Below are 22,216 nucleotides of genomic sequence, written 5' to 3'. Positions count from 1 at the left end.
ATCCTGGATTGACTTTTACTGATGTACAGTGCGGGTTGGCCGCGCAAGGATATGTCGCCGATGATCGGTTGGCTATGGCGTTACATTTGGCGCAGCATCTCGGGCGACCATTGCTGCTGGAAGGTCCCGCTGGAGTGGGAAAAACCGAAGTGGCCAAGGCTTTGGCGGGGTGGCAGGACGCCCGGCTGATCCGGTTGCAGTGCTATGAAGGACTGGATGCCAGCCACGCCATTTACGAATGGAACTATCAGCGTCAACTACTAGCGATCAGAGCGAGTGAAGCGCAGGGTGGAACGACCGAAGCACAACTGTTTTCGGACGCGTACCTTATGAAACGACCTTTGTTAGAGGCTATTTCGCAGGATGCCCCGCCGGTTCTGCTGATTGATGAAATCGACCGGTCGGATGAGGAGTTTGAGGCGTATCTGCTGGAAATTCTTTCGGACTTTCAAATTACGATACCGGAGCTTGGAACGCTAAAGGCACGTTCGCGCCCCACCGTTATCCTGACGGCGAATGGGACACGAGATCTGTCCGACGCGTTGCGGCGTCGGTGCCTGTACAGTTTCCTCGATTACCCGTCACGTGAAACGGAAATGGCGATCCTGAAAGCCCGTATGCCCGAAGTTGAAGGGTTGCTGGCGCGTCAGATTATTGGCGTCGTGCAGGCATTGCGCAAAGAGGATTTGGAAAAGACCCCCGGCATCGCCGAGATGTTGGATTGGGCGGCGGCCCTTTCGGGGTTGGGTGTCAACGACATGGCGCAATCCCGTGAAGAGGTTCAAGCGACCCTTGTCTGCCTTCTGAAAACCGCAGCCGACTATGACGCTGCCCCGCCCGAAGTGATGGATCGCCTGATTGGAAAGGTGGCGTGATGCAGGTCACCCGATTCCCCTCTCGCGCGTCTGGTTTGGCGGATCGCATGTCCGGCTTCATCGCGCATTTGCGTATGAACGGAATGCGCGTCGGGCCGGCTGAAACCGGGGATGCATTGGTTGCTTTGGCGGGGATTGAGGCGACGGATGTCAGACAGGCCCAGCAGGCGCTTTGCGTGTTGCTGGCCAGCGACGCCGACGATTGGCGGCGGTTCGATGACCTGTTCGAAGCCTATTGGTTCAACACCGGCAAGCAACGTACGGGAACCACCCAAACGGCTCATGTACGGGTTCAATCCGCCAAGCCGATGATCTGGCAGCAGGAAAGCCAGGATGTTCAGGAAGCCGATACCGCAACGGATCAGACCGCCGCACCTGATACCGGCGACGGGGAGGCCGTGGGGAGAGACGGGAAGCTTATCGCAACCCGTACGGCCAACCTGTCGCGTCGGGATTTGCGCGAGTTGATGGATGAAGACGCGCTGAGGCAGACCGAGCAAGCCGCAACCGCCATCGCGCGCGCTATTCGCGACCGGCGTTCGCGAAGGCGCAAACAGGCGCTGCGAGGGCCTGCTTTGGATATGCGCCGCATACAGCGGGCCAGCCTTGCGCGGGGCGGAGAACCAATGGACCTGTACCGTCGCGCCCGTCCGCCGCGCCCGATGCGTATTGTGGTGTTATGCGATGTCAGTGGATCGATGACGGTCTATTCGCGGGTTTTTCTGGCCTTCCTCAAAGGCCTGATTGGCAGTGGAACAGAGGCGGACGCTTATCTTTTTCATACCCGCCTGATGCGCGTCACGGATGCGCTGCGCGACCACGACTCGTTACGCGCGGCAGGGCGGTTATCGCTGATGGCCGAGGGGTTTGGTGGTGGCACTGACATTTCGGGCAGTCTTGAGCAATTTCTGAGTGGATATGGAGCGCGTGCTCTGAACGGGCGGACCGTCGTTCTGATTCTGTCCGATGGCTATTGCAGTTCCGATCCGCAGGCGCTGGGCGACGTTTTGGCGCGCGTTCGTCGTAAGGCGCGACGGATCGTGTGGTTAAATCCGCTGAAAGGCTGGCGCGACTACCAACCCATCGCCGCCGCAATGCAGGCCGCAGAACCGCATTTGGATGCGCACCTGCCCGCCAACACGCTTGAAGCGTTGGCAGCGCTTGAGCCGCAATTTCGAAAGCTGTGAAAGGAACTCTCATGGCCAGTTTCGACATATTCGACACAATTGAACAGCTGCGCAAAACCGACGAAGCCTTCTGCGTGGCCACAGTGTTGCGCACAGCAGATGCAACCTCGGCCAAGGCTGGGGGTAAAGCTGCGATTACAAAAAACGGACAAATCCTGGGGCATCTGGGCGGGGGCTGCGTTCAACGCGCGGTTCGATCCTCGGCACAGCAGGCGCTGGCCAGTGGCGAACCGCAGATGATCCGGGTCAAACCTTCGGAAAAGGTAGTGAACATGACCGACTCTGACGGCGTTCAGACGTTCAAAAGCGGATGCCCGTCCGGTGGCACGGTCGATCTGCTTGTGGAACCCTATCAGCACGCCCCGCGTCTGGTGATTTTTGGAGAATCACCGATCGCAACGGCTTTGGCGGCGCACGCGGCGCTGGCCGGGTTCCGTGTCTGTGTGAGCGAAGGTGCAGAGACAGACGAGAATCTCCAACTGTTCACACCAGAAACCATAGGTGACCTGGGGATCGAGGCGCGGGATTTCGTCGTTGTCGCCTCGCAGGGGCAAGGGGATGCCGCTGCTTTGGCTGCTGCTCTTCAAACGGACGCTGCCCGTGTGTCGATGGTCGCCAGTCGCCGCAAAGCGGATACGCTGACTGCAAAACTGATCACGCAAGGCCTGGACCCGGTGCGGGCTGCGCAGCTCAAATCGCCAGCAGGGTTGGATATCCATGCGATCGACCCGCATGAAATCGCCGTGTCGATCCTCGCCGAAGTTGTGCTTTGGCGAAACAGTGACAAATCCAAAAAGGAGTCCCATGATGAGAAACGTGCTTAAGCGCTTGCGGTCGCTATGGCCCGCGCGTCCCGAACAAACTCCGCAAGAGGCGACGGAAACCGCGCTTCTGGTTTACCCAAGATGTTGTTGAACAAAGGAAATATGAATGGAACTGAGTGACGAAGTTCGCATCGCTGCCCCGCGGGACGTGGTGTATCAGGCGCTGAACAACCCAGATATCCTGCAGGAGTGCATTCCGGGTTGTGAAGAGCTGATCCAAAACTCGCCCGAAGAACTAGAGGCCAAGGTGGTTCTGAAAATCGGGCCGGTCAAAGCACGTTTTGCAGGTGCAGTAACATTGGACAACTCCAATGCGCCCGACGGGTTTTCGCTGACGGGCGAAGGCAAAGGGGGTGCTGCCGGGTTCGCCAAGGGCGGCGCAGACGTGACGCTGACCGAAGACGGTGATGAAACCGTGCTGGCTTATACCGCCAAGGTCGACGTCGGTGGGAAGATCGCCCAATTGGGCAGCCGGTTGATCGCTGGCACTGCCAAAAAGCTGTCGGGCAAGTTCTTCACCCGGTTCGGCGAAGTTGTTTCCGAACAATCGGTCACCTGAACGCAATGGCCGGGCTGGCCTTGCCCGGCCCGAATCCCACTAATACCGGTCAACATGAACGCAATTATTGCGGTCACCAAGTACAGTTATTCGAGTTTGAGGGATTTGGTGCCCAGGAGAGGACTCGAACCTCCACGTCCATACGGACACTAGCACCTGAAGCTAGCGCGTCTACCAATTCCGCCACCTGGGCAGGTGTCGTGGAGGGGCGTTTAAGCCTACTGGCGGGGAGGGTCAACCAGATTCGGGAAGTTTTTTGAAAGTTTTTTTGACCCATCTGGATTCTGCTTGAATTGACGGGTTTTTTCGCCGGCGCGCGGCGTTATTGCGCCTTGTTTGACAAGCCGCAGAGCGGTAGATCGGATCAGGACCTATCAGCAGGAGCCCACTCATGTCCAAAATGGTCACGATTTTTGGCGGATCCGGATTTGTCGGCAGATATATTGCTCGGCGCTTGGCGAGCGAGGGATGGCGCGTCAGAGTCGCGGTGCGGCGACCCAATGAGGCAATGTTCGTCAAAACCTACGGAGTTGTCGGCCAGGTCGAGCCAATCCTGTGCAACATTCGCGACGATGCCTCGGTGGCTGTGGCGATGCACGGGGCCGACGCGGTTGTAAACTGCGTGGGCGTGTTGAACGAACTGGGCAAAAACGCATTCGATGCAGTTCAGGCTGACGGGGCCGAGCGGATCGCGCGCACAGCTGCCGAGCAGGGCATTTCCCGGATGGTGCATATTTCAGCCATTGGCGCGGACGCTGAATCCAACAGCATGTATTCACGGACCAAAGCGCATGGAGAGGCCGGTGTACTGGCCAATATGCCGGGCGCAATCATCATGCGACCGTCGGTCATTTTCGGAACCGAGGATCAGTTCTTTAACCGTTTTGCCGGGATGACCCGTATGGGCCCGTTCCTGCCTTTGGTCGGAGCCGAGACAAAGTTCCAGCCCGTTTATGTGGACGATGTGGCGAAGGCCGCGGTTCAGGGCGTTCTGGGCCACGCTGAGCCCGGTGTGTATGAACTTGGCGGGCCCGAGGTGAAAACCTTCCGCGCGTTGATGCAGCAGATGCTGGACGTGATTCACCGCCGCCGTGTTATCGTCGGAATCCCCTTCTTCGCAGCCCGGATCATGGCGGGCGTGCTGGACATGCTGAAATTCGTCAGTTTCCAACTGTTCCCGAACCACATTCTGACACGCGATCAGCTGAAGAACCTGCGTCGCGATAATGTGGTGTCCGATGGGGCCAAAGGGTTTGCTGATCTCGGGATCGAACCTGCGACGCTGGAATCCGTGCTGCCGGATTACCTTTGGAAATTCCGCCCGTCGGGTCAGTATGATGACATCCAGAACTCGGCCAACAACCTGCGGACCTGATCAGCTGTAGGCAATCACCAGCAAGACGGCACCAAGGATCACGCGATAAATGACATAGGGCGTGAAGCTGACGCTGCGCAGAAGGCGCATCATCAGGGTCAATGCCAGCAGAGCCGAGATAAAGGCAAAGAGCGCCGCGATAGCTCCGTCTCGGGCCAATTGGGCGTCTGCTTCGCGGATCACGTCGACCGACAGCAGAACGCCAGAGGCCAGAATGGTCGGGATCGACATCAGCATTGCAATCCGTGCGCCATCCTCACGCGTGTAGCCCAATTGCCGGGCGCCCGTGATCGTGATGCCTGACCGGGACGTCCCCGGTATCAGCGCCAAAACCTGCCACAAACCCATGATCAGCGCGTCGCGCAGGCCCCAGTCGCCGGCTTCTTTGGTTTGGGGGCCTTTCTGATCCATCCAATACAGCACAAGACCAAACCCCAGCATCGTCCAACCGATAACGGCCATCGAACGGAATGACTCGATCAGGCCGGTTTTGTATAAAATGGCCCCGGCGATGACAGTTGGGATCGTGGCGATGATCAACCCCATGGCCAGCTGCGCCTGCGGAGTGTCGACACGGCCCGTCAGTGCTCGGGGCAAGCCGGCAATGGCCTGTTTCACGTCGGACCAGAAATAAAGGATTACGGCACCCAAAGTGCCCACATGCACGGCCACGTCGATGGCCAGCCCCTGATCGTCCAGCCCGGTCAGGCTGGGCAAAAGGATAAGATGCCCAGACGAAGAGATCGGCAAAAATTCGGTGATACCCTGAATAATTGCCGCGAGAATCAATTGAAAAAGACTCATCTGCCCTGCCGCGTAATCGTTACGTCTTGTTTGGGTTCAATGGGTATAAGTGTGCCGTCGAAAAGAAAAGCGCGCATATAGGTCCGAATCGGAACTAAAAAACGCAATAAATTCCAACTCGGTTCAGAATTTCGCGGATTTTTTCCAAATTAGGTCAGTACAGTTGACTTTTCATCTGATTTCACATCTCGTAAAGAGACCCGACCAAGCCAATTCATGGAGTTTGACCCGTGGCCAAGCAACCGATGCTGAAATTTGTGCAGATCGACCGTGTCATGCCCGAAAAGCGTGCTGCAGAAGATCGCAAAGAAGATTTTGATGAAATCTACGCCGAATTCGCAGCCGAGAAGGCCAAGGAGCAGGCCAGTCGGTGCAGCCAGTGTGGTGTTCCTTATTGTCAGTCTCATTGCCCATTGCACAACAACATCCCGGATTGGTTGCGTCTGACGGCGACCGGGCGCTTGGAAGAGGCCTATCAGACCAGCCAGGCCACCAACACGTTCCCCGAAATCTGTGGCCGTATCTGCCCACAGGACCGTCTGTGTGAAGGCAACTGTGTGATTGAGCAATCGGGCCACGGCACGGTCACAATCGGGACAATCGAAAAGTACATCACCGACACCGCGTGGGACAAAGGCTGGGTCAAGCCAACGGCACCGGGTGCAGAGCGCGGTGAAAGCGTCGGCATCATCGGCGGTGGTCCCGGCGGTCTGGCTGCCGCCGACATGCTGCGCCGTGCCGGTATTCAAGTCACCGTCTATGACCGTTATGACCGTGCTGGCGGCCTGCTGATGTATGGCATTCCGGGCTTCAAGCTGGAAAAGGACATCGTTCAGCGCCGCAACGACCTGTTGGCCGATGGCGGAGTCGAGTTCGTGCTGAATTGCGATGTCGACGCCGCCAAGTTCGACGAAATCCGTGCCAAGCATGACGCCGTGATCATCGCAACCGGTGTCTACAAGTCTCGCGACTTGACCATGCCCGGAAGCGGTCTGAACGGGATTGAAAAAGCGATCGATTTCCTGACCGCCTCGAACCGCAAGAGCTTTGGCGACGACGTTGAGGATTTCGACAACGGTCGTCTGAATGCAGAAGGCAAGAAAGTTGTCGTTATTGGTGGTGGCGATACCGCAATGGACTGCGTGCGAACGTCGGTCCGTCAGGGCGCGACCTCGGTCAAATGCCTGTATCGGCGCGACCGTGCGAACATGCCGGGTTCGCAGCGCGAAACGCAGAACGCCGAGGAAGAAGGCGTAATCTTCGAATGGCTGAGCGCGCCCAAGGGCTTTACCGGAGACGACACCGTATCTGGCGTAATGGTTCAGAAGATGCGTTTGGGTCAGCCCGACGCGACAGGCCGTCAGGCACCGGAAGTGATTGAAGGCGCGGATTACGTCGAAGAGGCCGATCTGGTCATCAAGGCACTGGGTTTCGAGCCCGAGGACCTGCCGATGCTATTCGGCCAACCCGATCTGCCCGTGACCCGCTGGGGCACCGTCAAGGCCGCGTTCCAGACCGGCGAGACCGAGATGGACGGTGTTTACGCCATTGGTGACATCGTGCGTGGTGCGTCACTGGTGGTCTGGGCAATTCGCGACGGACGTGATTGCGCCGATGCGATCATCGACCGTTTCAACAGCAGGGCCGCCGTGGCCGCCGAGTAACCATCAGCCCAGCGACAGGAGCGTCAGAAATGACCGAATTGCAAGGCCAATGCATGTGCGGCGCGGTGACGGTGACCGCAACCCCTGCGCGGGATGCGCTGGGGGCGTGCCATTGCGACCAATGCCGCCGCTGGACCAGTTCGATGCTGGTGACATTTCCGGCGCAGCCCGGCTATGCCGCCCTGGGGCCGGTGAAGACTTTTACCTCGTCCGACTGGGCCGAACGCGCCTTTTGCGAGGTTTGCGGTTCGGCCCTTTGGTACCGGATCACCCTGCCGGGCGAAATGCACGGCCAGACACAAATGGCGGCCGGCCTGTTTGAAAACGCAGCCGGAAACGACCTGAAACTTGAACTCTATATCGACAAAAAGCCCGGGGGCTACGCGTTCGAAGGCGAACGGAACCAGATGACCAAAGCCGAGGTCGAAGCCATGTATGCCCCGTCCGAAAAAGGAGACAGCCAATGACTAAATATGATGCCGATTGGGTGCGGGCCGAAGAAGCCAAACGCCAATGGATGGCGGAAAACGGTCTCTATTCCGAGGAAGAAGAGCATTCCTCCTGTGGTGTGGGACTTGTTGTTTCCATTGACGGAAAGAAAAGCCGCAAGGTTGTCGATGCAGGCATCGATGCGCTCAAGGCGATCTGGCACCGTGGTGCTGTGGACGCTGACGGCAAGACCGGCGACGGCGCGGGCATTCATGTACAGATCCCGGTGCCCTTCTTCTATGATCAGATCCGTCGCACAGGTCACGAGCCCAATCTGGATGAACTCATCGCCGTTGGTCAGGTCTTTCTGCCCCGCACCGATTTCGGCGCGCAGGAGCGGTGCCGGACCATCGTGGAAACCGAAGTTCTGCGCATGGGCTACTACATCTATGGTTGGCGCCATGTGCCGGTCGATGTGACTTGCCTGGGCGAAAAGGCAAACGCTACCCGCCCAGAGATCGAGCAGATTCTGATCTCGAACTCCAAGGGCGTGGACGAAGAGACGTTTGAGCGTGAACTGTATGTCATCCGTCGCCGCATCGAAAAGGCTGCCACAGCTGCGGGAATTTCGGGTCTGTATCTGGCGTCGCTGTCCTGCCGCTCGATCATCTACAAAGGCATGATGCTGGCCGAGCAGGTCGCCGTGTTTTACCCCGACCTGATGGACGAACGCTTTGAATCGGCCTTTGCGATCTATCACCAGCGCTATTCGACCAACACCTTCCCGCAGTGGTGGCTGGCTCAGCCGTTCCGCATGCTGGCCCATAACGGCGAGATCAACACGCTGAAGGGCAACATCAACTGGATGAAAAGCCATGAGATCCGCATGGCCAGCGGGACCTTTGGCGACTACGCCGAAGACATCAAGCCGATCATCGCAGGCGGATCATCGGATTCGGCCGCATTAGACTCGGTTTTCGAAGTTCTGGTGCGCGCCGGACGCTCAGCGCCCATGGCGAAAACCATGCTGGTCCCGGAAAGCTGGTCCAAGCAGGCGGTCGAGTTGCCACAGGCATGGCGTGACATGTACTCCTACTGCAACTCGGTGATGGAACCGTGGGACGGCCCTGCAGCCCTGGCGATGACCGATGGTCGTTGGGTTTGCGCAGGTCTGGACCGGAACGGTCTGCGCCCGATGCGCTATGTGGTGACCGGCGACGGCCTTGTGATCGCTGGGTCCGAGGCCGGAATGGTGCCGATCGATGAGGCCACCGTGACCGAGAAAGGCGCGCTTGGGCCGGGCCAGATGCTGGCCGTCGACATGAAGAAGGGCAAGCTGTTTCGCGACACCCAGATCAAGAACAAACTGGCCGCTGCGCTGCCGTTCGGTGAGTGGGTCGGCAAGATCAACGATCTGGATGACACACTGGCTGGTGTGACCGAAGCCCCGATCTTTGCAGGTGCAGAGCTGCGCAAGCGACAGATCGCGGCGGGTTATTCGGTCGAAGAACTGGAGCAGATCCTCGCCCCGATGGCGGAAGACGGCAAAGAGGCTCTGGCCTCGATGGGCGACGACACGCCCTCGGCGGTTCTGTCCAAGCAGTACCGGCCACTCAGCCATTTCTTCCGGCAGAACTTCAGCCAGGTAACAAATCCGCCGATCGACTCTTTGCGCGAGTACCGCGTGATGTCGCTGAAAACGCGGTTCGCCAACCTCAAGAACGTGTTGGATGAAGACAGCAGCCAGACCGAGATCGTCGTTCTGGAAAGCCCCTTCGTCGGCAACGCGCAATGGGACAAGCTTGTCGAAACCTTCGATGCGCCGCTGGCCGAAATCGACTGCAGTTTCGAGCCCGGTCAAGGCGCGCTGAGCGCTGCATTGGCTCGTGTTAGAGCCGAAGCAGAAGAAGCTGTGCGCTCGGGCGCAGGGCATCTGGTGCTGACGGACATGCACTCGGGCGAAGGCCGGGTTGCGATGCCGATGATCCTGGCGACCAGCGCTGTGCACTCACACCTGACCCGCCAGGGCTTGCGGACCTTCTGCTCGCTGAACGTGCGGTCGGCGGAATGTGTCGACCCGCATTACTTTGCTGTGTTGATCGGCTGCGGTGCGACCGTGGTGAACGCCTATTTGGCCGAAGACTCGCTGGCCGACCGCATTGATCGCGGCCTGCTGGACGGCACGCTGACCGAAAACGTCGCGCGCTATCGCGAGGCGATTGACCAGGGCCTGCTGAAGATCATGGCCAAGATGGGTATCTCGGTGATCTCGTCCTATCGCGGTGGTCTGAACTTTGAAGCCGTCGGCCTCAGCCGCGCCATGGTGGCGGAATACTTCCCGGGCATGACCAGCCGGATTTCGGGTATCGGTGTGACCGGTATTCAGACCAAGCTTGAAGAAATCCACGCCAAAGGCTGGGATAGCGGTTTGGACGTGCTGCCCATTGGTGGTTTCTACAAAGCGCGGAAATCGGGTGAGACCCACGCGTGGGAAGCGACCTCGATGCATATGATGCAGATGGCCTGCAACCGTGCCTCGTATGAGCTGTGGAAGCAGTATTCGGCCAAGATGCAGTCGAACCCGCCGATCCATCTGCGCGACCTGATGGATTTCAAACCGCTGGGCAAGCCAGTGCCAATTGAAGAAGTTGAGTCGATCACTTCGATCCGCAAACGCTTTGTCACGCCGGGGATGTCGCTGGGCGCACTGTCGCCCGAGGCGCACAAGACGCTGAACGTGGCAATGAACCGGATCGGCGCCAAATCCGACTCAGGTGAGGGTGGTGAAGATCCGGCACACTTCGTTCCGGAGCCAAATGGCGACAACCCGTCGGCCAAGATCAAGCAGGTGGCCTCGGGCCGGTTCGGCGTGACCGCCGAATACTTGAACCAGTGTGAAGAACTGGAGATCAAAGTCGCCCAGGGTGCGAAACCTGGTGAGGGTGGTCAGCTGCCGGGCATGAAGGTCACCGACCTGATCGCGCGTCTGCGTCACTCGACCAAGGGCGTAACGCTGATCTCGCCGCCGCCGCACCATGACATCTACTCGATCGAGGATCTGGCGCAGCTGATCTATGACCTCAAGCAGATCAACCCGCGCTGCAAGGTGACGGTGAAACTGGTGGCCTCGTCGGGCGTTGGCACGATTGCCGCTGGCGTTGCAAAGGCCAAGGCGGATGTGATCCTGATCTCGGGCCACAACGGCGGCACAGGCGCGTCTCCCGCGACCAGCATCAAATACGCTGGTCTGCCATGGGAAATGGGCCTGACCGAAGCGCATCAGGTTCTGGCAATGAATAACCTGCGGGATCGCATCACTCTGCGGACCGATGGTGGACTGCGCACAGGCCGTGATATCGTCATGGCCGCGATGATGGGCGCCGAGGAATACGGTATCGGCACCGCTGCCCTGATCGCGATGGGCTGTATCATGGTGCGTCAGTGTCAGTCCAACACTTGCCCGGTCGGTGTATGTACGCAGGACGAATCCCTGCGGGCCAAGTTCACCGGCAATGCGGATAAGGTGGTGAACCTGATCACCTTCTACGCGCAGGAAGTGCGCGAGCTTCTGGCCAGCCTCGGTGCGCGCTCGATTGATGAAATCATCGGCCGCGCCGATCTGTTGGCGCAGGTCAGCCGTGGCTCGGCGCATCTGGACGATCTGGACCTCAACCCGCTGCTGATCACCGTCGATGGTGCACATGACATCGTCTACAACCGCGACAAGGATCGGAACGCGGTGCCGGATACTCTGGATGCCGAGATCGTCCGCGACGCGGCCCGGTTCTTGAAAGACGGTGAGAAAATGCAGCTGTCTTACGCGATCCAGAACACACACCGGACCGTGGGCACCCGTGTCTCCAGCCATATCGTGCAGAACTTTGGTATGCGGAACACGTTCCAACCCGACCACCTGCATGTGAAGCTGCAAGGCTCGGCCGGTCAGTCGCTTGGGGCCTTTGCGGCGCCCGGTCTGAAGCTGGAAGTGTCAGGTGATGCGAACGACTATGTGGGCAAGGGTCTTTCGGGCGGCATGATCGTCGTGCGTCCACCGCAGGTCAGCCCGCTGAAGGCAGACGAGAACACCATCATCGGCAACACCGTCCTTTACGGCGCCACCGACGGCCACCTGTTCGCCGCCGGCCGGGCCGGTGAGCGGTTCGCAGTGCGTAACTCGGGCGCAACCGTAGTGATCGAAGGCTGCGGCTCGAACGGGTGTGAATACATGACCGGCGGGGTTGCAGTAATCCTGGGTGATATTGGTGCAAACTTTGGCGCGGGCATGACGGGCGGCATGGCCTATCTGTACGACCCCGAAGGCAAGGCCAAAGCGCTGATGAACATGGAAACACTGGTGACCTGCCCGGTGACCGTTGACCACTGGGAAGAGCAGCTGAAATCGCTGATCGAAACGCATCAGGCTGAAACTTATAGCCGCAAAGCCGCCGACATTCTGCAGCATTGGGATGTCGAAAAAGCCAACTTCCTGCAGGTCTGCCCGAAAGAGATGCTGAACAAGCTCAGCCATCCTCTGACCACCGAGGCAGCCGCTGTCCCGGCGGAATAAGCGGCCCGGCACCCTCTGATCAAAGAAACCCGCGTGTTACCTGAAACACGCGGGTTTTATCTATTTTCGACGAATTCTGTGTGTTTATTGCGTTTTTTTGCAGTTCGCGCCTAGCTAATGCCATAAATTATTCGGGATTTGCAGCCAAACTGCGTCCCAGCGTGATGAGCAGGCAGGAGCAGGCGCATGCCCACGACCTATACAGATCAGTTCTTTGAGCTGGATCCGGCGAACCCCGGTAACAACGGCACAGTTGTCGGGACGCCGCTGACGGTACAGTCTTTGGATATCGTGGATCAGAATGACAACGGCCTGGTCAACCGGTTGAACGGCGACTCGGTCGATGGGTCTGACATCACATCGACTTTTTTCAACGACATGGTGACGATCGAACTGAGTAATGGGACTCAGGTGACCTATACAGGGGTCACTTTCTATCTGGCCGATGGGCGCAGGGTCTTTACGCCCAATGGAAACCAGGTGCTGCAGAATGGAACGTTCGTCAGCTCGTCTTTCACGGATGTCAGCGATGACTTTGGTGACCCAAATGGATTTGGTTCCGTCGATATTGGCGGTGGCGATCTTGGCCCGCCCTGCTTCACACCCGGAACGTTGATCGATACGCCTGATGGTGCGCGACTTGTTGAGGATTTAAAGCCCGGAGATCTGGTTACGACCGCCGACAATGGCCCGCAACCTTTGCTTTGGATTGGCAAAATCACGGTTGAAGCCACAGGCAAGTTGGCCCCGGTCCGGTTCGCGGCTGGGGTATTGGGGCTGAAACACCCTCTGACGGTTTCGCCGCAGCACCGGATGTTGGTTGAAGACTGGCGCGCTCCTTTCCTGTTTGGCCATTCCGAGGTGTTGATCGCAGCCCATTGCCTTGTCAACGGCGACACCGTCACCCGCGTGGAAGGCGGTCAGGTCGAGTATATTCATCTGCTGCTCTCGCAGCATGAGATCGTTACGGCCAATGGGGCGAAAAGCGAAAGCTACTATCCGGGTCACGCGATTTCGCAGGCGGACAAGGACGTTCAGGCCGAAGTTCTGCGCCTGTTTCCGGAACTGGGTCGCCGTCGCCCCACTTTGCCGGAAACCGCCCGGCCGGTTGTGCGCCCGCGCGAGGCGCGGGCCATCGCGATATAAACCGTTCCAAACCCCGTCGCCGCGTCGTATAGCAACAGCATGGCAAAAAAAGCAGCGCGCAAGTCGAGCAGTAAAAATAGCAAGGCGTCAAAAACTAGGAAATCAATTGTCCCGCGGCTGCGTCTCTGGGCGACTCGCGTCGCTTTGGGCGCAGTGGTCTTTGTCGTCGGCTTGGTCCTTCTTTATTCGGTGATCGATCCGCCGGTGACCCATACGATCTGGTCCGAGTGGCGCCGTTTGGGCAAGGTCGAGCGGGATTGGATGCCGTTCGAAGAAATTTCTCCGATCATGGCGCGATCCGTTGTGGCGGCTGAGGATGCCAATTTCTGTCTGCACTGGGGCTTCGATGTCGAAGCCATCCGGGATGCACTGGAAGATGGCGGTAGCCGAGGCGCTTCGACCATTACCCAGCAAGTGGTGAAGAACGTTTTCCTGTGGCAGGGGCGTAGTTGGGTACGAAAAGCGCTCGAGACATTGATCACGCCTGTGGTCGAAATCTTCTGGAGCAAGCAGCGAATCCTCGAGGTTTATCTGAACGTAGCCGAAACCGGTCAGGGGCTGTTCGGGGTCGAGGCCGCAGCACAACGCTATTACGGCGTCAGCGCGGCCAATATGTCTCCGGTTCAGGCGGCGCGGCTGGCGGCAATCCTGCCGTCTCCACGTAACAGATCAGTCACGGACCCCTCGGTGCGCACCCGCCGCCGGGCGGCTGCTATCCTCGACGGAGCGGCCACCATCCGCGCAGATGGTCGCGCGGATTGTTTCGAGGATTGAAACCCTACGCCCCTCAAGGCTAAAGCTGGGGGGTATTCACTGGTTCGATTGGAAGCCCATGGCGCGTCTGTTTCATGTTCCCCTGTCCCCGTATTGCCGCAAGGTGCGCCTGTCGCTGGCGGAAAAAAAGATCGAAGTTGAGCTGGTCGAGGAACGATACTGGGAACAAGACCCCGATTTCCTGCGCCGTAACCCAGCCGGAAAAGTACCGGTTCTGCGGCTGGATGGGCAGGTCATGGCGGAAAGTGCGGCCATTTGTGAGTACATCGAGGAAACACGGCCCGAGCCTCCGCTGATGCCTAAATCCCCCGAAGCGCGGTACGAGGTGCGGCGTCTGGTAGGGTGGTTCGATGACAAGTTCCATCACGAGGTAACCTCGAAACTTCTGTATGAGCGGGTGAACAAGAAAGTGACCGGGCAGGGCTATCCGGACAGCAAGAACGTCAAAGCCGGGGCAAAGGCGATCAAGTATCACCTGGACTACATGGCGTGGTTGCTGGATCAACGTCGCTGGCTGGCCGGGGATCAGATGTCGCTCGCGGATTTTGCAGCTGCCGCGCATTTGTCGGCTTTGGATTATATCTCGGACGTGGATTGGAACCGCTCTCAGGCGGTCAAGGACTGGTACGCAAAGATCAAGTCGCGGCCTGCGTTCCGGTCAATTTTGGCGGATCAGGTGCCAGGGTTCCGGCCGCCGCCCCATTACGCTGATCTGGATTTCTGATAGGGTGTTGAGGGGGCTGTCTCCCCCTTATGGCCCCCTGGGTCAATTCACCCCCGAAGGTATTTTGGACCAGATGACGAACGGATCGGGTATGAAAGAAAAACTGGTGGCACAAGCGCTTGGCGAAGGATTTGTTTCCTGCCGGGTGTGTCGCCCTTGGGACGTGCCCGACGTACCACCTCGGTTAGAGGCGTTTCTGGAGGCCGGACACCACGGGCAAATGGGGTGGATGGCCGAACGAACCCATTGGCGTGGCGATCCGGCCGCGCTATGGCCCGAGGCCCGGTCTGTCATCATGCTGGCCGAAAGCTATACGCCCGAACATGATCCGACCGAAGTTCTGCAACACCCGGATAAGGCGGCGATATCCGTCTATGCGCAGAACAAAGATTACCACGATCTGGTCAAGAAGCGGCTGAAACGGCTGGCCCGCTGGTTGATTGCCGAAGCGGGTGGAGAAGTGAAGGTATTTGTCGATACTGCGCCCGTTCCGGAAAAGGCATTGGGTCACGCTGCGGGTTTGGGGTGGCAAGGGAAACACACCAACCTGGTCAGTCGGGATTGGGGGAATTGGGCTTTTATAGGGTCTATATTCACCACTTTGGATCTGCCCGCCGATATGGCGGAAACGGATCACTGCGGGAAGTGCCGGGCCTGCCTGGATGCGTGTCCGACAGATGCGTTTCCTGCGCCGTACCAGTTGGACGCTCGGCGCTGCATTTCCTATCTGACGATCGAACACAAAGGCCCCGTAGACGAAGAGCTGCGCCCGAAGCTGGGAAACCGGATCTATGGATGTGACGATTGTTTGGCCGCGTGTCCGTGGAACAAGTTTGCCGTCGCTGCGAGCGATATACGGTATGCCGCCCGCGATGATCTGAAAGCACCACCTTTGGCCGAGTTGGCCGTTCTGGACGACGCTGCGTTCAGGGCAAAATTCTCGGGCTCTCCGATTAAGCGAATTGGCCGGGACCGTTTCGCGCGGAATGTGCTGTATGCCATCGGCAACGCGCAGCGGCCTGATCTGAAGCCCATAGCGCAGTCGTTGGCCAATGATCCCGACCCGACAGTGGCGGATGCGGCGCGCTGGGCGGTGAAACGACTGCCATAAGTGCCGCAAACAGGCTGGACGTGTCGGTCCAAACCGCTACACCCGTGCTTAGCGAACAGGAAGGAGATCCCGATGGCGTTGGCTTTGGGGGTGGATACGGGTGGAACCTACACGGATGCGGTGCTGATCCGGGACGAGAAAGAGGTGATCGCCTCGGCCAAGTCCCTGACCACGCGGGCCGATCTGGCAATTGGTGTCGGTAAGGCGATTTCGGCGGTGTTGGATCAGGCACAGGTACGGCCGGATCAGATCTCGATGGCGTCTTTGTCGACCACACTGGCGACCAATGCGCTGGTCGAAGGGCAGGGCGGCCGTGTTGCACTGGTGTATATCGGTTTCAAGGACAGCGATCTGGAGAAACACGGGCTGCGGGATGCGCTGAAGGGTGACCCGGCGCTTGTGATTGGCGGCGGACATAGCCATGCCGGTGGTGAAGCTGCACCGTTGGACACCGCAGCGCTCAAAGCTTTCCTGGCTTCCCATAAAGATGTCTCCGGCTTTGCGGTTGCCGCGCAATTCGCCACAAGGAACCCGGCGCATGAGTTGGAGGCCGCTCGTATCATTGGTGAGAAAACCGGTGCTCCGGTAACCTGTTCACACCAGCTTTCTGCAAAGTTGAATGGCCCAAAGCGCGCGGTAACGGCTGTTTTGAATGCGCGGTTGATCGGGATGATCGACCGTCTGATCGGGCGGGCACAGGATCGGTTGATCGATCTGGGTATCACCGCGCCGATGATGGTTGTGCGCGGCGATGGCGCTTTGATGAGCGCGGAACAGGCGCGAGAGCGGCCGATTGAAACCATCCTCAGCGGGCCGGCGGCCTCGATCGTTGGCGCAAGCTGGTTGACAGGGGTCGAGAACGCACTGGTGTCCGATATTGGTGGCACGACAACTGATGTCGCGCTGATCCGGGATGGTAAACCCGCGATTGATCCTGCTGGCGCCCAGGTTGGCGGATTCCGCACCATGGTCGAAGCTGTGGCCATGCGGACGCATGGTTTGGGCGGCGACAGCCAGGTTCATGTGGTCACCGAAGGACTGGGCGGCGGTGTGTTCCTCGGTCCACGGAGGGTGCTGCCGGTTTCTCTGATTGCTGCCGAGGCGCCAGACATCGTTCACGCGGTTCTGGATAAGCAACTGCGCGCCACAACCGTTGGCGAACATGACACACGGTTTGCCCGCCGTGTTCCGGGTATCAATGCCGAAGGATTGGGATCACGCGAAGAGTCCCTGTTGGAGCGGTTGGGCGAGAACGTCTTGCCCCTGAGTGATTTGCTGCGCACTCGTATGGAGAGCGGTGCCCTGTCTCGGTTGGTGGATCGGGGTGTCGTTCAGGTTTCGGGCGTGACGCCATCGGATGCCAGCCATGTTCTGGGCCGTCTGGACGCATGGGATGCCGATGCGGCCCACAAAGCGCTGGAGCTGGTTGCGCGTAGGCGGGTGGGAACCGGTGACAGGTTGGCCGCTACGCCGGAACAACTGGCGCAAATGATTGTGGATCAGTTGACCGAACAAACCTCATTGACCTTGTTAGAGACTGCTTTTGCGGAAGAGGCTGAGAGATTTGGTGTCCCTTCTGCTGATCTGGCCCGGCATGTTCTGACACAAAGAGGGCTGGCGAAACATCGCGGTTTGTTGGCGCTGGACGTTGCGCTAAACGTGGATGTCGTGGGCCTTGGGGCATCAGCCCCGAGCTATTATCCCGCGGTAGGGGATCGGTTGCATTGCAAGATGATCCTGCCCGAACATGCCGGTGTGGCGAACGCCATTGGGGCAGTGGTTGGTCGGCTGACCTTGCGCAAGTCCGGGACCGTGACTTCCCCGTCCGAGGGGCGCTTTAGGGTGCATCTGGAAGACGGTCCACAGGATTTCAGTGAATCCGACAAAGCGTTGGCGCTGTTGGAATCCGTGCTGCGAGATCAGGCAGAAGGGGCGGTGCGGCAGGCAGGTGCTGCAGACATCCGTGTGGTCGTCGACCGCGACATCCGCACCGCGCGCGTCGAAGCGCAGGACGTGTTTGTCGAGGCGCTGATCACGGTTGAGGCCAGTGGACGGCCCCGGGTGGCGGTTGGGTAGCCCCAACCGGGGCTACCGATTATTTCACTCAGCCGCGCTGGACCGTTTCAGAAGAACCCAATCGGGGCGCGGGAAGTGGCAGGTGTACCCGTTGGGAATGCGCTCCAGGTAATCCTGATGCTCGGGCTCGGCTTCCCAGAAATCGCCGACGGGTTCGACCTCGGTCACGACTTTGCCGGGCCAGATGCCGCTGGCGTTCACATCTGCAATCGTATCTTCGGCCACCTGTTTCTGGGCGTCGTCCACGTAGTAGATGGCAGAGCGGTAGCTCATGCCGCGGTCATTGCCCTGTCGGTTCAAGGTGGTGGGGTCATGGATCTGAAAGAAAAACTCGAGCAGATCGCGAAAAGTGATCTGTGCCGGGTCGAACCAGATCTCGATCCCTTCGGCATGGGTGCCATGGTTGCGATAGGTCGCGTTCGGCACGTCGCCTCCGGTATAGCCGACACGAGTGCGGGAAACGCCGGGCAGTTTGCGGATCAGGTCCTGCATGCCCCAAAAGCAGCCTCCGGCAAGAACGGCGCGTTGTTCGGTCATTGGATGTCCTCCACATGGATCAGGTATTCGCCATAGCCTTCAGCCTCCATCTCATCGCGATGGATGAACCGCAAGGCGGCAGAGTTGATGCAATAGCGCAGCCCGCCATGTTCACGCGGGCCGTCGGGGAACACATGCCCCAGATGGCTGTCCCCATGTTTCGAGCGCACCTCGGTGCGGATCATGCCCAGTGACGCGTCGCGAAACTCTTCGACATGTTCATGCACGATCGGCTTTGTGAAGCTGGGCCAGCCGCACCCGGATTCGTATTTGTGGGTTGAGGCGAATAGAGGCTCGCCCGAAACGATATCCACATAAATCCCCGGTTCCTTGTTACCCAGTAGTTTGCCTGTACCAGGCCGCTCGGTACCGCTGCGCTGTGTAACATGGTATTCTTCGGAAGACAGAGCGGCGATGGCCTCGGGGTCTTTGGTGTAGCGGGTCATGGCTCCTCCGGTTTTGATGAGACTTGGGCTACTATTTGGTCATAACAAAGCAGAAATCAAAATCATATTTCAGCCACCTCGCGCGCTCGTGCGTGTGATCCGAATGCCGTAAGAACACGTAATTCTCAATAAAGGAGGTGCCGCCGTGTTTAGACTGCTTCTTTTATTTTCCCTGCTGTTGGTCGCCCGAGCAGTGCAAGCTGCGCCTTTGACCGGAGAGTTTGACTCGATCGATGGGGGCACATTGTCCATCGAAGATTGGCGAGGCCAGCCGGTTTTAGTGGTCAATACGGCGTCCCAATGTGGGTTTACAGGGCAGTACGCAGGTCTGCAGAAGGTTTATGAAACCTATGCGGATCGGGGATTGGTCGTTTTGGCCGTCCCCTCGGATTCGTTCAATCAGGAACTGGGCTCGGCCCAAGAGGTAAAGCAGTTCTGTGAGATGAACTATGGCCTGACCCTGCCCATGACCGACATCACCTCGGTCAAAGGTGCCGGTGCGCATCCGTTTTATCGGGCGGTGGCCCAGCAAACGGGTTTTGTGCCCAAGTGGAACTTCAATAAAATCCTGATTGATCCAACGGGCGAGGTCGTTGCAACCTATGGGTCCAACGTCAAACCGGATTCGCCCAAGCTCTTGCGTCAGGTTGAAGCTTTGCTGCGTTGATCGGTTTGCCGGGATAGCTGCACCGCCAGAATGCCCAGCGTTGTAACGCCCACACCTACCGCGTCGATGGGGCTGAGTTTTTCGCCCAACAGCAGCGCTGCTATTGCGACTCCGAAAACCGGGTTCAAAAAATGAAAGGTCGCAGCGCGGATCGCACCAATTCGATTCAGCAATAAGAACCAGATCAACGTCGCAAGCAGGCCCGGGAACAGCGTCGTGTAAGCGAATGCCAGCATCCACGGTATGTTGGGGTGGATGTAAATGGTCTCGAAGACGGGGGCGGCGACAAATAGTACGGCGGCGCCCACGAGCATCTGAAGTCCGACCACCATCATGAAATTGCCGCCTGAAGTTGCTCCGCGCACAGCCAGCGTCGCAAAGCTGAGCGCCAGTGCCCCTAGGCCGCACAACATGACGCCGAACAGGTCCGCACCGGCATTGATCCGACTGCTCATGATCAGTGCCACGCCGGCAAATCCGGCCAGCAATCCGACTACACCCAAAGGCCGCAGTTTTTCATGAAACAGCGCCCAACTGGCAAGCGCGACGATCAATGGCATTGTTGATGCAATAATAGCGGCCACAGACGCTTCGACTGTTTGCATCGCGTAAAAGTTCAGACCCAAATAAAGGGCATTTTGGCAAATTCCGAACAGAATGGTCGCATACCACTGCGTGCGGGTCAGCCGCCAGCTTTGACCCATGGCGCGGGCAATCGCGACCCCCAGAAGCCCCGAGATCAGAAACCGCAATGCCAGCGAAAACAGGGGTGACGCATCTGCCACGATGATCCGCGCCGAGGTAAAGGCTGATGACCAGATAAAGGCAAATGTCAGCCCCATGGCTATGGCGCGCAGATCCATGGCGACCCCTTCCCGAACGCCGCGACTGTTTCCGAATTTCCTGCGCCGTGCAAGCGCCACGCGTCAAAAACATCACAGGACGCGTCTGTCGGGCTCAACGGCGTCATGATTGTTGATTGATTAGTCAATTAACGCTATGCGATCCGCACTCTGACTAACCAAGGGAGGTATGTTGGTGTTTCTGGAGTACATTCTGTCTTTTGGCGTCCTACTGGCATTGGGCCTGGTCGCTTTCTTCGTCGTGAAGTGGTGGAATCTGCGCTGTGTGGGCGTGACGCCCGTGCATCTGTTCACGTTCATCGCGATCCTGTTCACTTCCGGATTGGACGTGGGGCTTATCATGTTCCCGCTGACCGAATTCGGCGGCTATGCCGAGGAACCGGCCTACGCCTTTGCAAACCCGCTGGCCATCGAGTTCGGGTTCTGGGGCTTTCTGATCTGGGCCTTCTACTTCCTGACAGCGTTCTACTTCTGCGTCATCGAACCGCGTGTGAAGTTCTTTGAGATCCCACTGGTCAAGCTGATCAACAACGTGGTGATCATCGGCACCTGCGCCTTCACCGCCAGCCTGTTCCTGATCTACCTGCCGGGTTACCTGCCCGAGGTCGGAGACGGCGAATCCGTGGTTACCACCTTCTATATCATCGTGTTCGTGGTCATTCTGGCGGCGGCTTATTCGTCTACCGACCTGAAATACGTACGTATCCTGTCGGTGGGCTCGACCTTCCTGTTCCTGGCGCTGATCATCGGCATGTGGGCCGCGGCAGGTATGGGAATGACCGGTTTCGCAGAAACCAGCAGTAATATCGGTGCCTATTTCGCCAATATCCACAAGTTCGTCCTGCCGTTGACCGACTATCACGCCTTCTATTTGTTCTGGTGGTTCGCGTGGTCGATCATGATCGGCCAGTTCACCTCGCGCTTTGTCGGTGGTCTGACAACATGGCAATTGCTGGCAGCTTTGCTGATCTTCCCGTCGATTCCGCTGGGGATCTGGTTCACCGTTCTTTACTACTATCACCTGAACGGCATCAGCACCGCAGGCATCACCAACATCGCGATGGTGATCGTGGGCGTGACCTTCGTGATCAACTCGCTGGACTCGCTGATCCGCCTGTACACCGACAACCTGAACCTGACGGTCGAGCGCTTTGGCAAGGCGATCTATGTGGGTGGCAACGTCGCACTGCTGTTCATCCTGACCCTGCTGTTCCAGAGCCAGTGGCTGCAGATCCAGTGGATCGGCGCGGTTGTCGTCGGCCTCTATCTGGCTTGCGTGGTCTACATCCTGATCACCAAGCGCAAAGAGGTGTTGAGCATCGATTCAATGCCCGAAGATCGTGATCTGGACTTCCACAAGGTCGAGACGGTTCACTGATCAGTCATAGATAAGAACTAGAAACGGGCGCCTTTAGCGCCCGTTTTTTTGTATTCGCGACTTCTATCTGCGGCCGGGTTCGTAGCGCCAGTTTTCCGTCGGTCGAGAAAGAATGGTACCGCAGGGACTTTCGTACAACTGGCCCGCAGGCAGAACTAAAACGGTGGGGCGTGCATTTTCAGTGGTCGTAGGACTACACTAACAGTAACC

General features: G+C 58.5%; 19 protein-coding genes and 1 tRNA gene. 15 read left to right on the top strand and 5 right to left on the bottom strand.

Annotation, left to right across the window (positions count from 1 at the left end; genetic code table 11):
• Positions 1 to 8: 8 nt before the first annotated feature.
• From ACR0AA_RS14940 to ACR0AA_RS14925, 4 genes are all read left to right on the top strand, one after another.
• A complete protein-coding gene (locus ACR0AA_RS14940) occupies positions 9 to 875 on the top strand; it encodes an AAA family ATPase (RefSeq protein WP_480666057.1) in 867 nt (288 codons plus the stop codon).
• Entirely contained in the window at positions 875 to 2,062 is a 1,188-nt protein-coding gene (locus ACR0AA_RS14935; RefSeq protein ID WP_480756349.1) for a vWA domain-containing protein, read from the top strand. Before ACR0AA_RS14940 ends, ACR0AA_RS14935 begins: the two co-directional genes overlap by 1 nt.
• 11 nt (positions 2,063 to 2,073) lie before the next feature.
• Positions 2,074 to 2,886 carry an XdhC family protein gene (locus ACR0AA_RS14930; protein ID WP_480666059.1) on the top strand — a complete coding sequence of 271 codons (813 nt, stop codon included), beginning with the start codon at positions 2,074 to 2,076 and terminating at the stop codon, positions 2,884 to 2,886.
• Between the two features lie 106 nt (positions 2,887 to 2,992).
• Positions 2,993 to 3,445, top strand: coding sequence for an SRPBCC family protein (locus ACR0AA_RS14925; protein WP_480666060.1), 453 nt, complete (start codon positions 2,993 to 2,995; stop codon positions 3,443 to 3,445).
• Between the two features lie 106 nt (positions 3,446 to 3,551).
• Here ACR0AA_RS14925 and ACR0AA_RS14920 read toward each other — a convergent pair.
• A tRNA-Leu gene (locus ACR0AA_RS14920) sits at positions 3,552 to 3,638 on the bottom strand.
• Positions 3,639 to 3,836: 198 nt separating this feature from the next.
• On the opposite strand from ACR0AA_RS14920, the gene ACR0AA_RS14915 reads away from it, so the two are divergent.
• Positions 3,837 to 4,820: a complex I NDUFA9 subunit family protein gene (locus ACR0AA_RS14915; RefSeq protein ID WP_480666061.1), complete on the top strand. Its 984-nt coding sequence runs from the start codon at positions 3,837 to 3,839 to the stop codon at positions 4,818 to 4,820.
• Here ACR0AA_RS14915 and ACR0AA_RS14910 read toward each other — a convergent pair whose 3' ends face one another.
• The gene (locus tag ACR0AA_RS14910) at positions 4,821 to 5,624 is read right to left on the bottom strand and encodes an undecaprenyl-diphosphate phosphatase (protein WP_480666062.1); all 804 of its coding nucleotides are present in this window, start codon (positions 5,622 to 5,624) and stop codon (positions 4,821 to 4,823) included.
• A 230-nt stretch (positions 5,625 to 5,854) separates the two neighbouring features.
• On the opposite strand from ACR0AA_RS14910, the gene ACR0AA_RS14905 reads away from it, so the two are divergent.
• The 8 genes from ACR0AA_RS14905 (at position 5,855) to ACR0AA_RS14870 (ending at position 18,115) form a co-directional block, all read left to right on the top strand.
• On the top strand, positions 5,855 to 7,288 hold the full coding sequence (locus ACR0AA_RS14905; RefSeq protein ID WP_480756348.1) for an NAD(P)-dependent oxidoreductase: 1,434 nt from the start codon (positions 5,855 to 5,857) through the stop codon (positions 7,286 to 7,288).
• A 29-nt stretch (positions 7,289 to 7,317) separates the two neighbouring features.
• The gene (locus tag ACR0AA_RS14900; RefSeq protein WP_480666064.1) at positions 7,318 to 7,755 is read left to right on the top strand and encodes a GFA family protein; all 438 of its coding nucleotides are present in this window, start codon (positions 7,318 to 7,320) and stop codon (positions 7,753 to 7,755) included.
• On the top strand, positions 7,752 to 12,284 hold the full coding sequence (gene gltB / locus ACR0AA_RS14895; protein ID WP_480666065.1) for a glutamate synthase large subunit: 4,533 nt from the start codon (positions 7,752 to 7,754) through the stop codon (positions 12,282 to 12,284). The genes ACR0AA_RS14900 and gltB overlap by 4 nt, the downstream gene beginning before the upstream one ends.
• Before the next feature lie 186 nt (positions 12,285 to 12,470).
• Positions 12,471 to 13,430, top strand: a complete 960-nt coding sequence (locus tag ACR0AA_RS14890; protein ID WP_480756347.1) for a Hint domain-containing protein — start codon at positions 12,471 to 12,473, stop codon at positions 13,428 to 13,430.
• Positions 13,431 to 13,469: 39 nt separating this feature from the next.
• Positions 13,470 to 14,204, top strand: coding sequence for a monofunctional biosynthetic peptidoglycan transglycosylase (mtgA, locus tag ACR0AA_RS14885; protein WP_480756346.1), 735 nt, complete (start codon positions 13,470 to 13,472; stop codon positions 14,202 to 14,204).
• 58 nt (positions 14,205 to 14,262) lie between these two features.
• On the top strand, positions 14,263 to 14,928 hold the full coding sequence (gene fzlA / locus ACR0AA_RS14880; protein WP_480666068.1) for an FtsZ-binding protein FzlA: 666 nt from the start codon (positions 14,263 to 14,265) through the stop codon (positions 14,926 to 14,928).
• Between the two features lie 73 nt (positions 14,929 to 15,001).
• On the top strand, positions 15,002 to 16,039 hold the full coding sequence (gene queG / locus ACR0AA_RS14875; protein ID WP_480666069.1) for a tRNA epoxyqueuosine(34) reductase QueG: 1,038 nt from the start codon (positions 15,002 to 15,004) through the stop codon (positions 16,037 to 16,039).
• Positions 16,040 to 16,111: 72 nt separating this feature from the next.
• Complete coding sequence (locus ACR0AA_RS14870; protein WP_480756345.1) at positions 16,112 to 18,115, top strand: hydantoinase/oxoprolinase family protein; 2,004 nt, start codon at positions 16,112 to 16,114, stop codon at positions 18,113 to 18,115.
• Between the two features lie 24 nt (positions 18,116 to 18,139).
• Here ACR0AA_RS14870 and msrA read toward each other — a convergent pair whose 3' ends face one another.
• Together msrA and msrB are read right to left on the bottom strand one after the other, a co-directional pair.
• The gene (msrA, locus tag ACR0AA_RS14865) at positions 18,140 to 18,652 is read right to left on the bottom strand and encodes a peptide-methionine (S)-S-oxide reductase MsrA (RefSeq protein WP_480756344.1); all 513 of its coding nucleotides are present in this window, start codon (positions 18,650 to 18,652) and stop codon (positions 18,140 to 18,142) included.
• Positions 18,649 to 19,098 (bottom strand): peptide-methionine (R)-S-oxide reductase MsrB, encoded by a 450-nt coding sequence (msrB, locus tag ACR0AA_RS14860; RefSeq protein ID WP_480756343.1) that lies wholly within the window; start codon positions 19,096 to 19,098, stop codon positions 18,649 to 18,651. The genes msrA and msrB overlap by 4 nt, the downstream gene beginning before the upstream one ends.
• A 145-nt stretch (positions 19,099 to 19,243) precedes the next feature.
• Here msrB and ACR0AA_RS14855 point away from each other — a divergent pair, with 145 nt between their 5' ends.
• Positions 19,244 to 19,765 carry a glutathione peroxidase gene (locus ACR0AA_RS14855; RefSeq protein ID WP_480756342.1) on the top strand — a complete coding sequence of 174 codons (522 nt, stop codon included), beginning with the start codon at positions 19,244 to 19,246 and terminating at the stop codon, positions 19,763 to 19,765.
• Here ACR0AA_RS14855 and ACR0AA_RS14850 read toward each other — a convergent pair.
• A complete protein-coding gene (locus tag ACR0AA_RS14850; RefSeq protein ID WP_480756341.1) occupies positions 19,741 to 20,628 on the bottom strand; it encodes a DMT family transporter in 888 nt (295 codons plus the stop codon). The genes ACR0AA_RS14855 and ACR0AA_RS14850 overlap by 25 nt on opposite strands.
• Positions 20,629 to 20,809: 181 nt before the next feature.
• Here ACR0AA_RS14850 and ACR0AA_RS14845 point away from each other — a divergent pair, with 181 nt between their 5' ends.
• Positions 20,810 to 22,006 (top strand): BCCT family transporter, encoded by a 1,197-nt coding sequence (locus tag ACR0AA_RS14845; protein ID WP_480666088.1) that lies wholly within the window; start codon positions 20,810 to 20,812, stop codon positions 22,004 to 22,006.
• Positions 22,007 to 22,216: the final 210 nt, after the last annotated feature.

The organism is Ruegeria sp. CE8, assembly GCF_056537465.1.
This window is presented reverse-complemented; position numbering and strand designations above follow the sequence as displayed.

Excerpts from the sequence above, each read along its gene's own strand:
- ACR0AA_RS14930 (WP_480666059.1), top strand. The coding sequence starts at position 2,074 with ATGGCCAGTTTCGACATATTCGACACAATTGAACAGCTGCGCAAAACC.
- ACR0AA_RS14935 (WP_480756349.1), top strand. The coding sequence starts at position 875 with ATGCAGGTCACCCGATTCCCCTCTCGCGCGTCTGGTTTGGCGGATCGC.
- ACR0AA_RS14900 (WP_480666064.1), top strand. The coding sequence starts at position 7,318 with ATGACCGAATTGCAAGGCCAATGCATGTGCGGCGCGGTGACGGTGACC.
- gltB (WP_480666065.1), top strand. The coding sequence starts at position 7,752 with ATGACTAAATATGATGCCGATTGGGTGCGGGCCGAAGAAGCCAAACGC.
- msrB (WP_480756343.1), bottom strand. The coding sequence starts at position 19,098 with ATGACCCGCTACACCAAAGACCCCGAGGCCATCGCCGCTCTGTCTTCC.
- fzlA (WP_480666068.1), top strand. The coding sequence starts at position 14,263 with ATGGCGCGTCTGTTTCATGTTCCCCTGTCCCCGTATTGCCGCAAGGTG.
- ACR0AA_RS14915 (WP_480666061.1), top strand. The coding sequence starts at position 3,837 with ATGTCCAAAATGGTCACGATTTTTGGCGGATCCGGATTTGTCGGCAGA.
- queG (WP_480666069.1), top strand. The coding sequence starts at position 15,002 with ATGACGAACGGATCGGGTATGAAAGAAAAACTGGTGGCACAAGCGCTT.
- mtgA (WP_480756346.1), top strand. The coding sequence starts at position 13,470 with ATGGCAAAAAAAGCAGCGCGCAAGTCGAGCAGTAAAAATAGCAAGGCG.
- ACR0AA_RS14850 (WP_480756341.1), bottom strand. The coding sequence starts at position 20,628 with ATGGATCTGCGCGCCATAGCCATGGGGCTGACATTTGCCTTTATCTGG.
- ACR0AA_RS14870 (WP_480756345.1), top strand. The coding sequence starts at position 16,112 with ATGGCGTTGGCTTTGGGGGTGGATACGGGTGGAACCTACACGGATGCG.
- ACR0AA_RS14890 (WP_480756347.1), top strand. The coding sequence starts at position 12,471 with ATGCCCACGACCTATACAGATCAGTTCTTTGAGCTGGATCCGGCGAAC.
- ACR0AA_RS14910 (WP_480666062.1), bottom strand. The coding sequence starts at position 5,624 with ATGAGTCTTTTTCAATTGATTCTCGCGGCAATTATTCAGGGTATCACC.
- ACR0AA_RS14925 (WP_480666060.1), top strand. The coding sequence starts at position 2,993 with ATGGAACTGAGTGACGAAGTTCGCATCGCTGCCCCGCGGGACGTGGTG.
- msrA (WP_480756344.1), bottom strand. The coding sequence starts at position 18,652 with ATGACCGAACAACGCGCCGTTCTTGCCGGAGGCTGCTTTTGGGGCATG.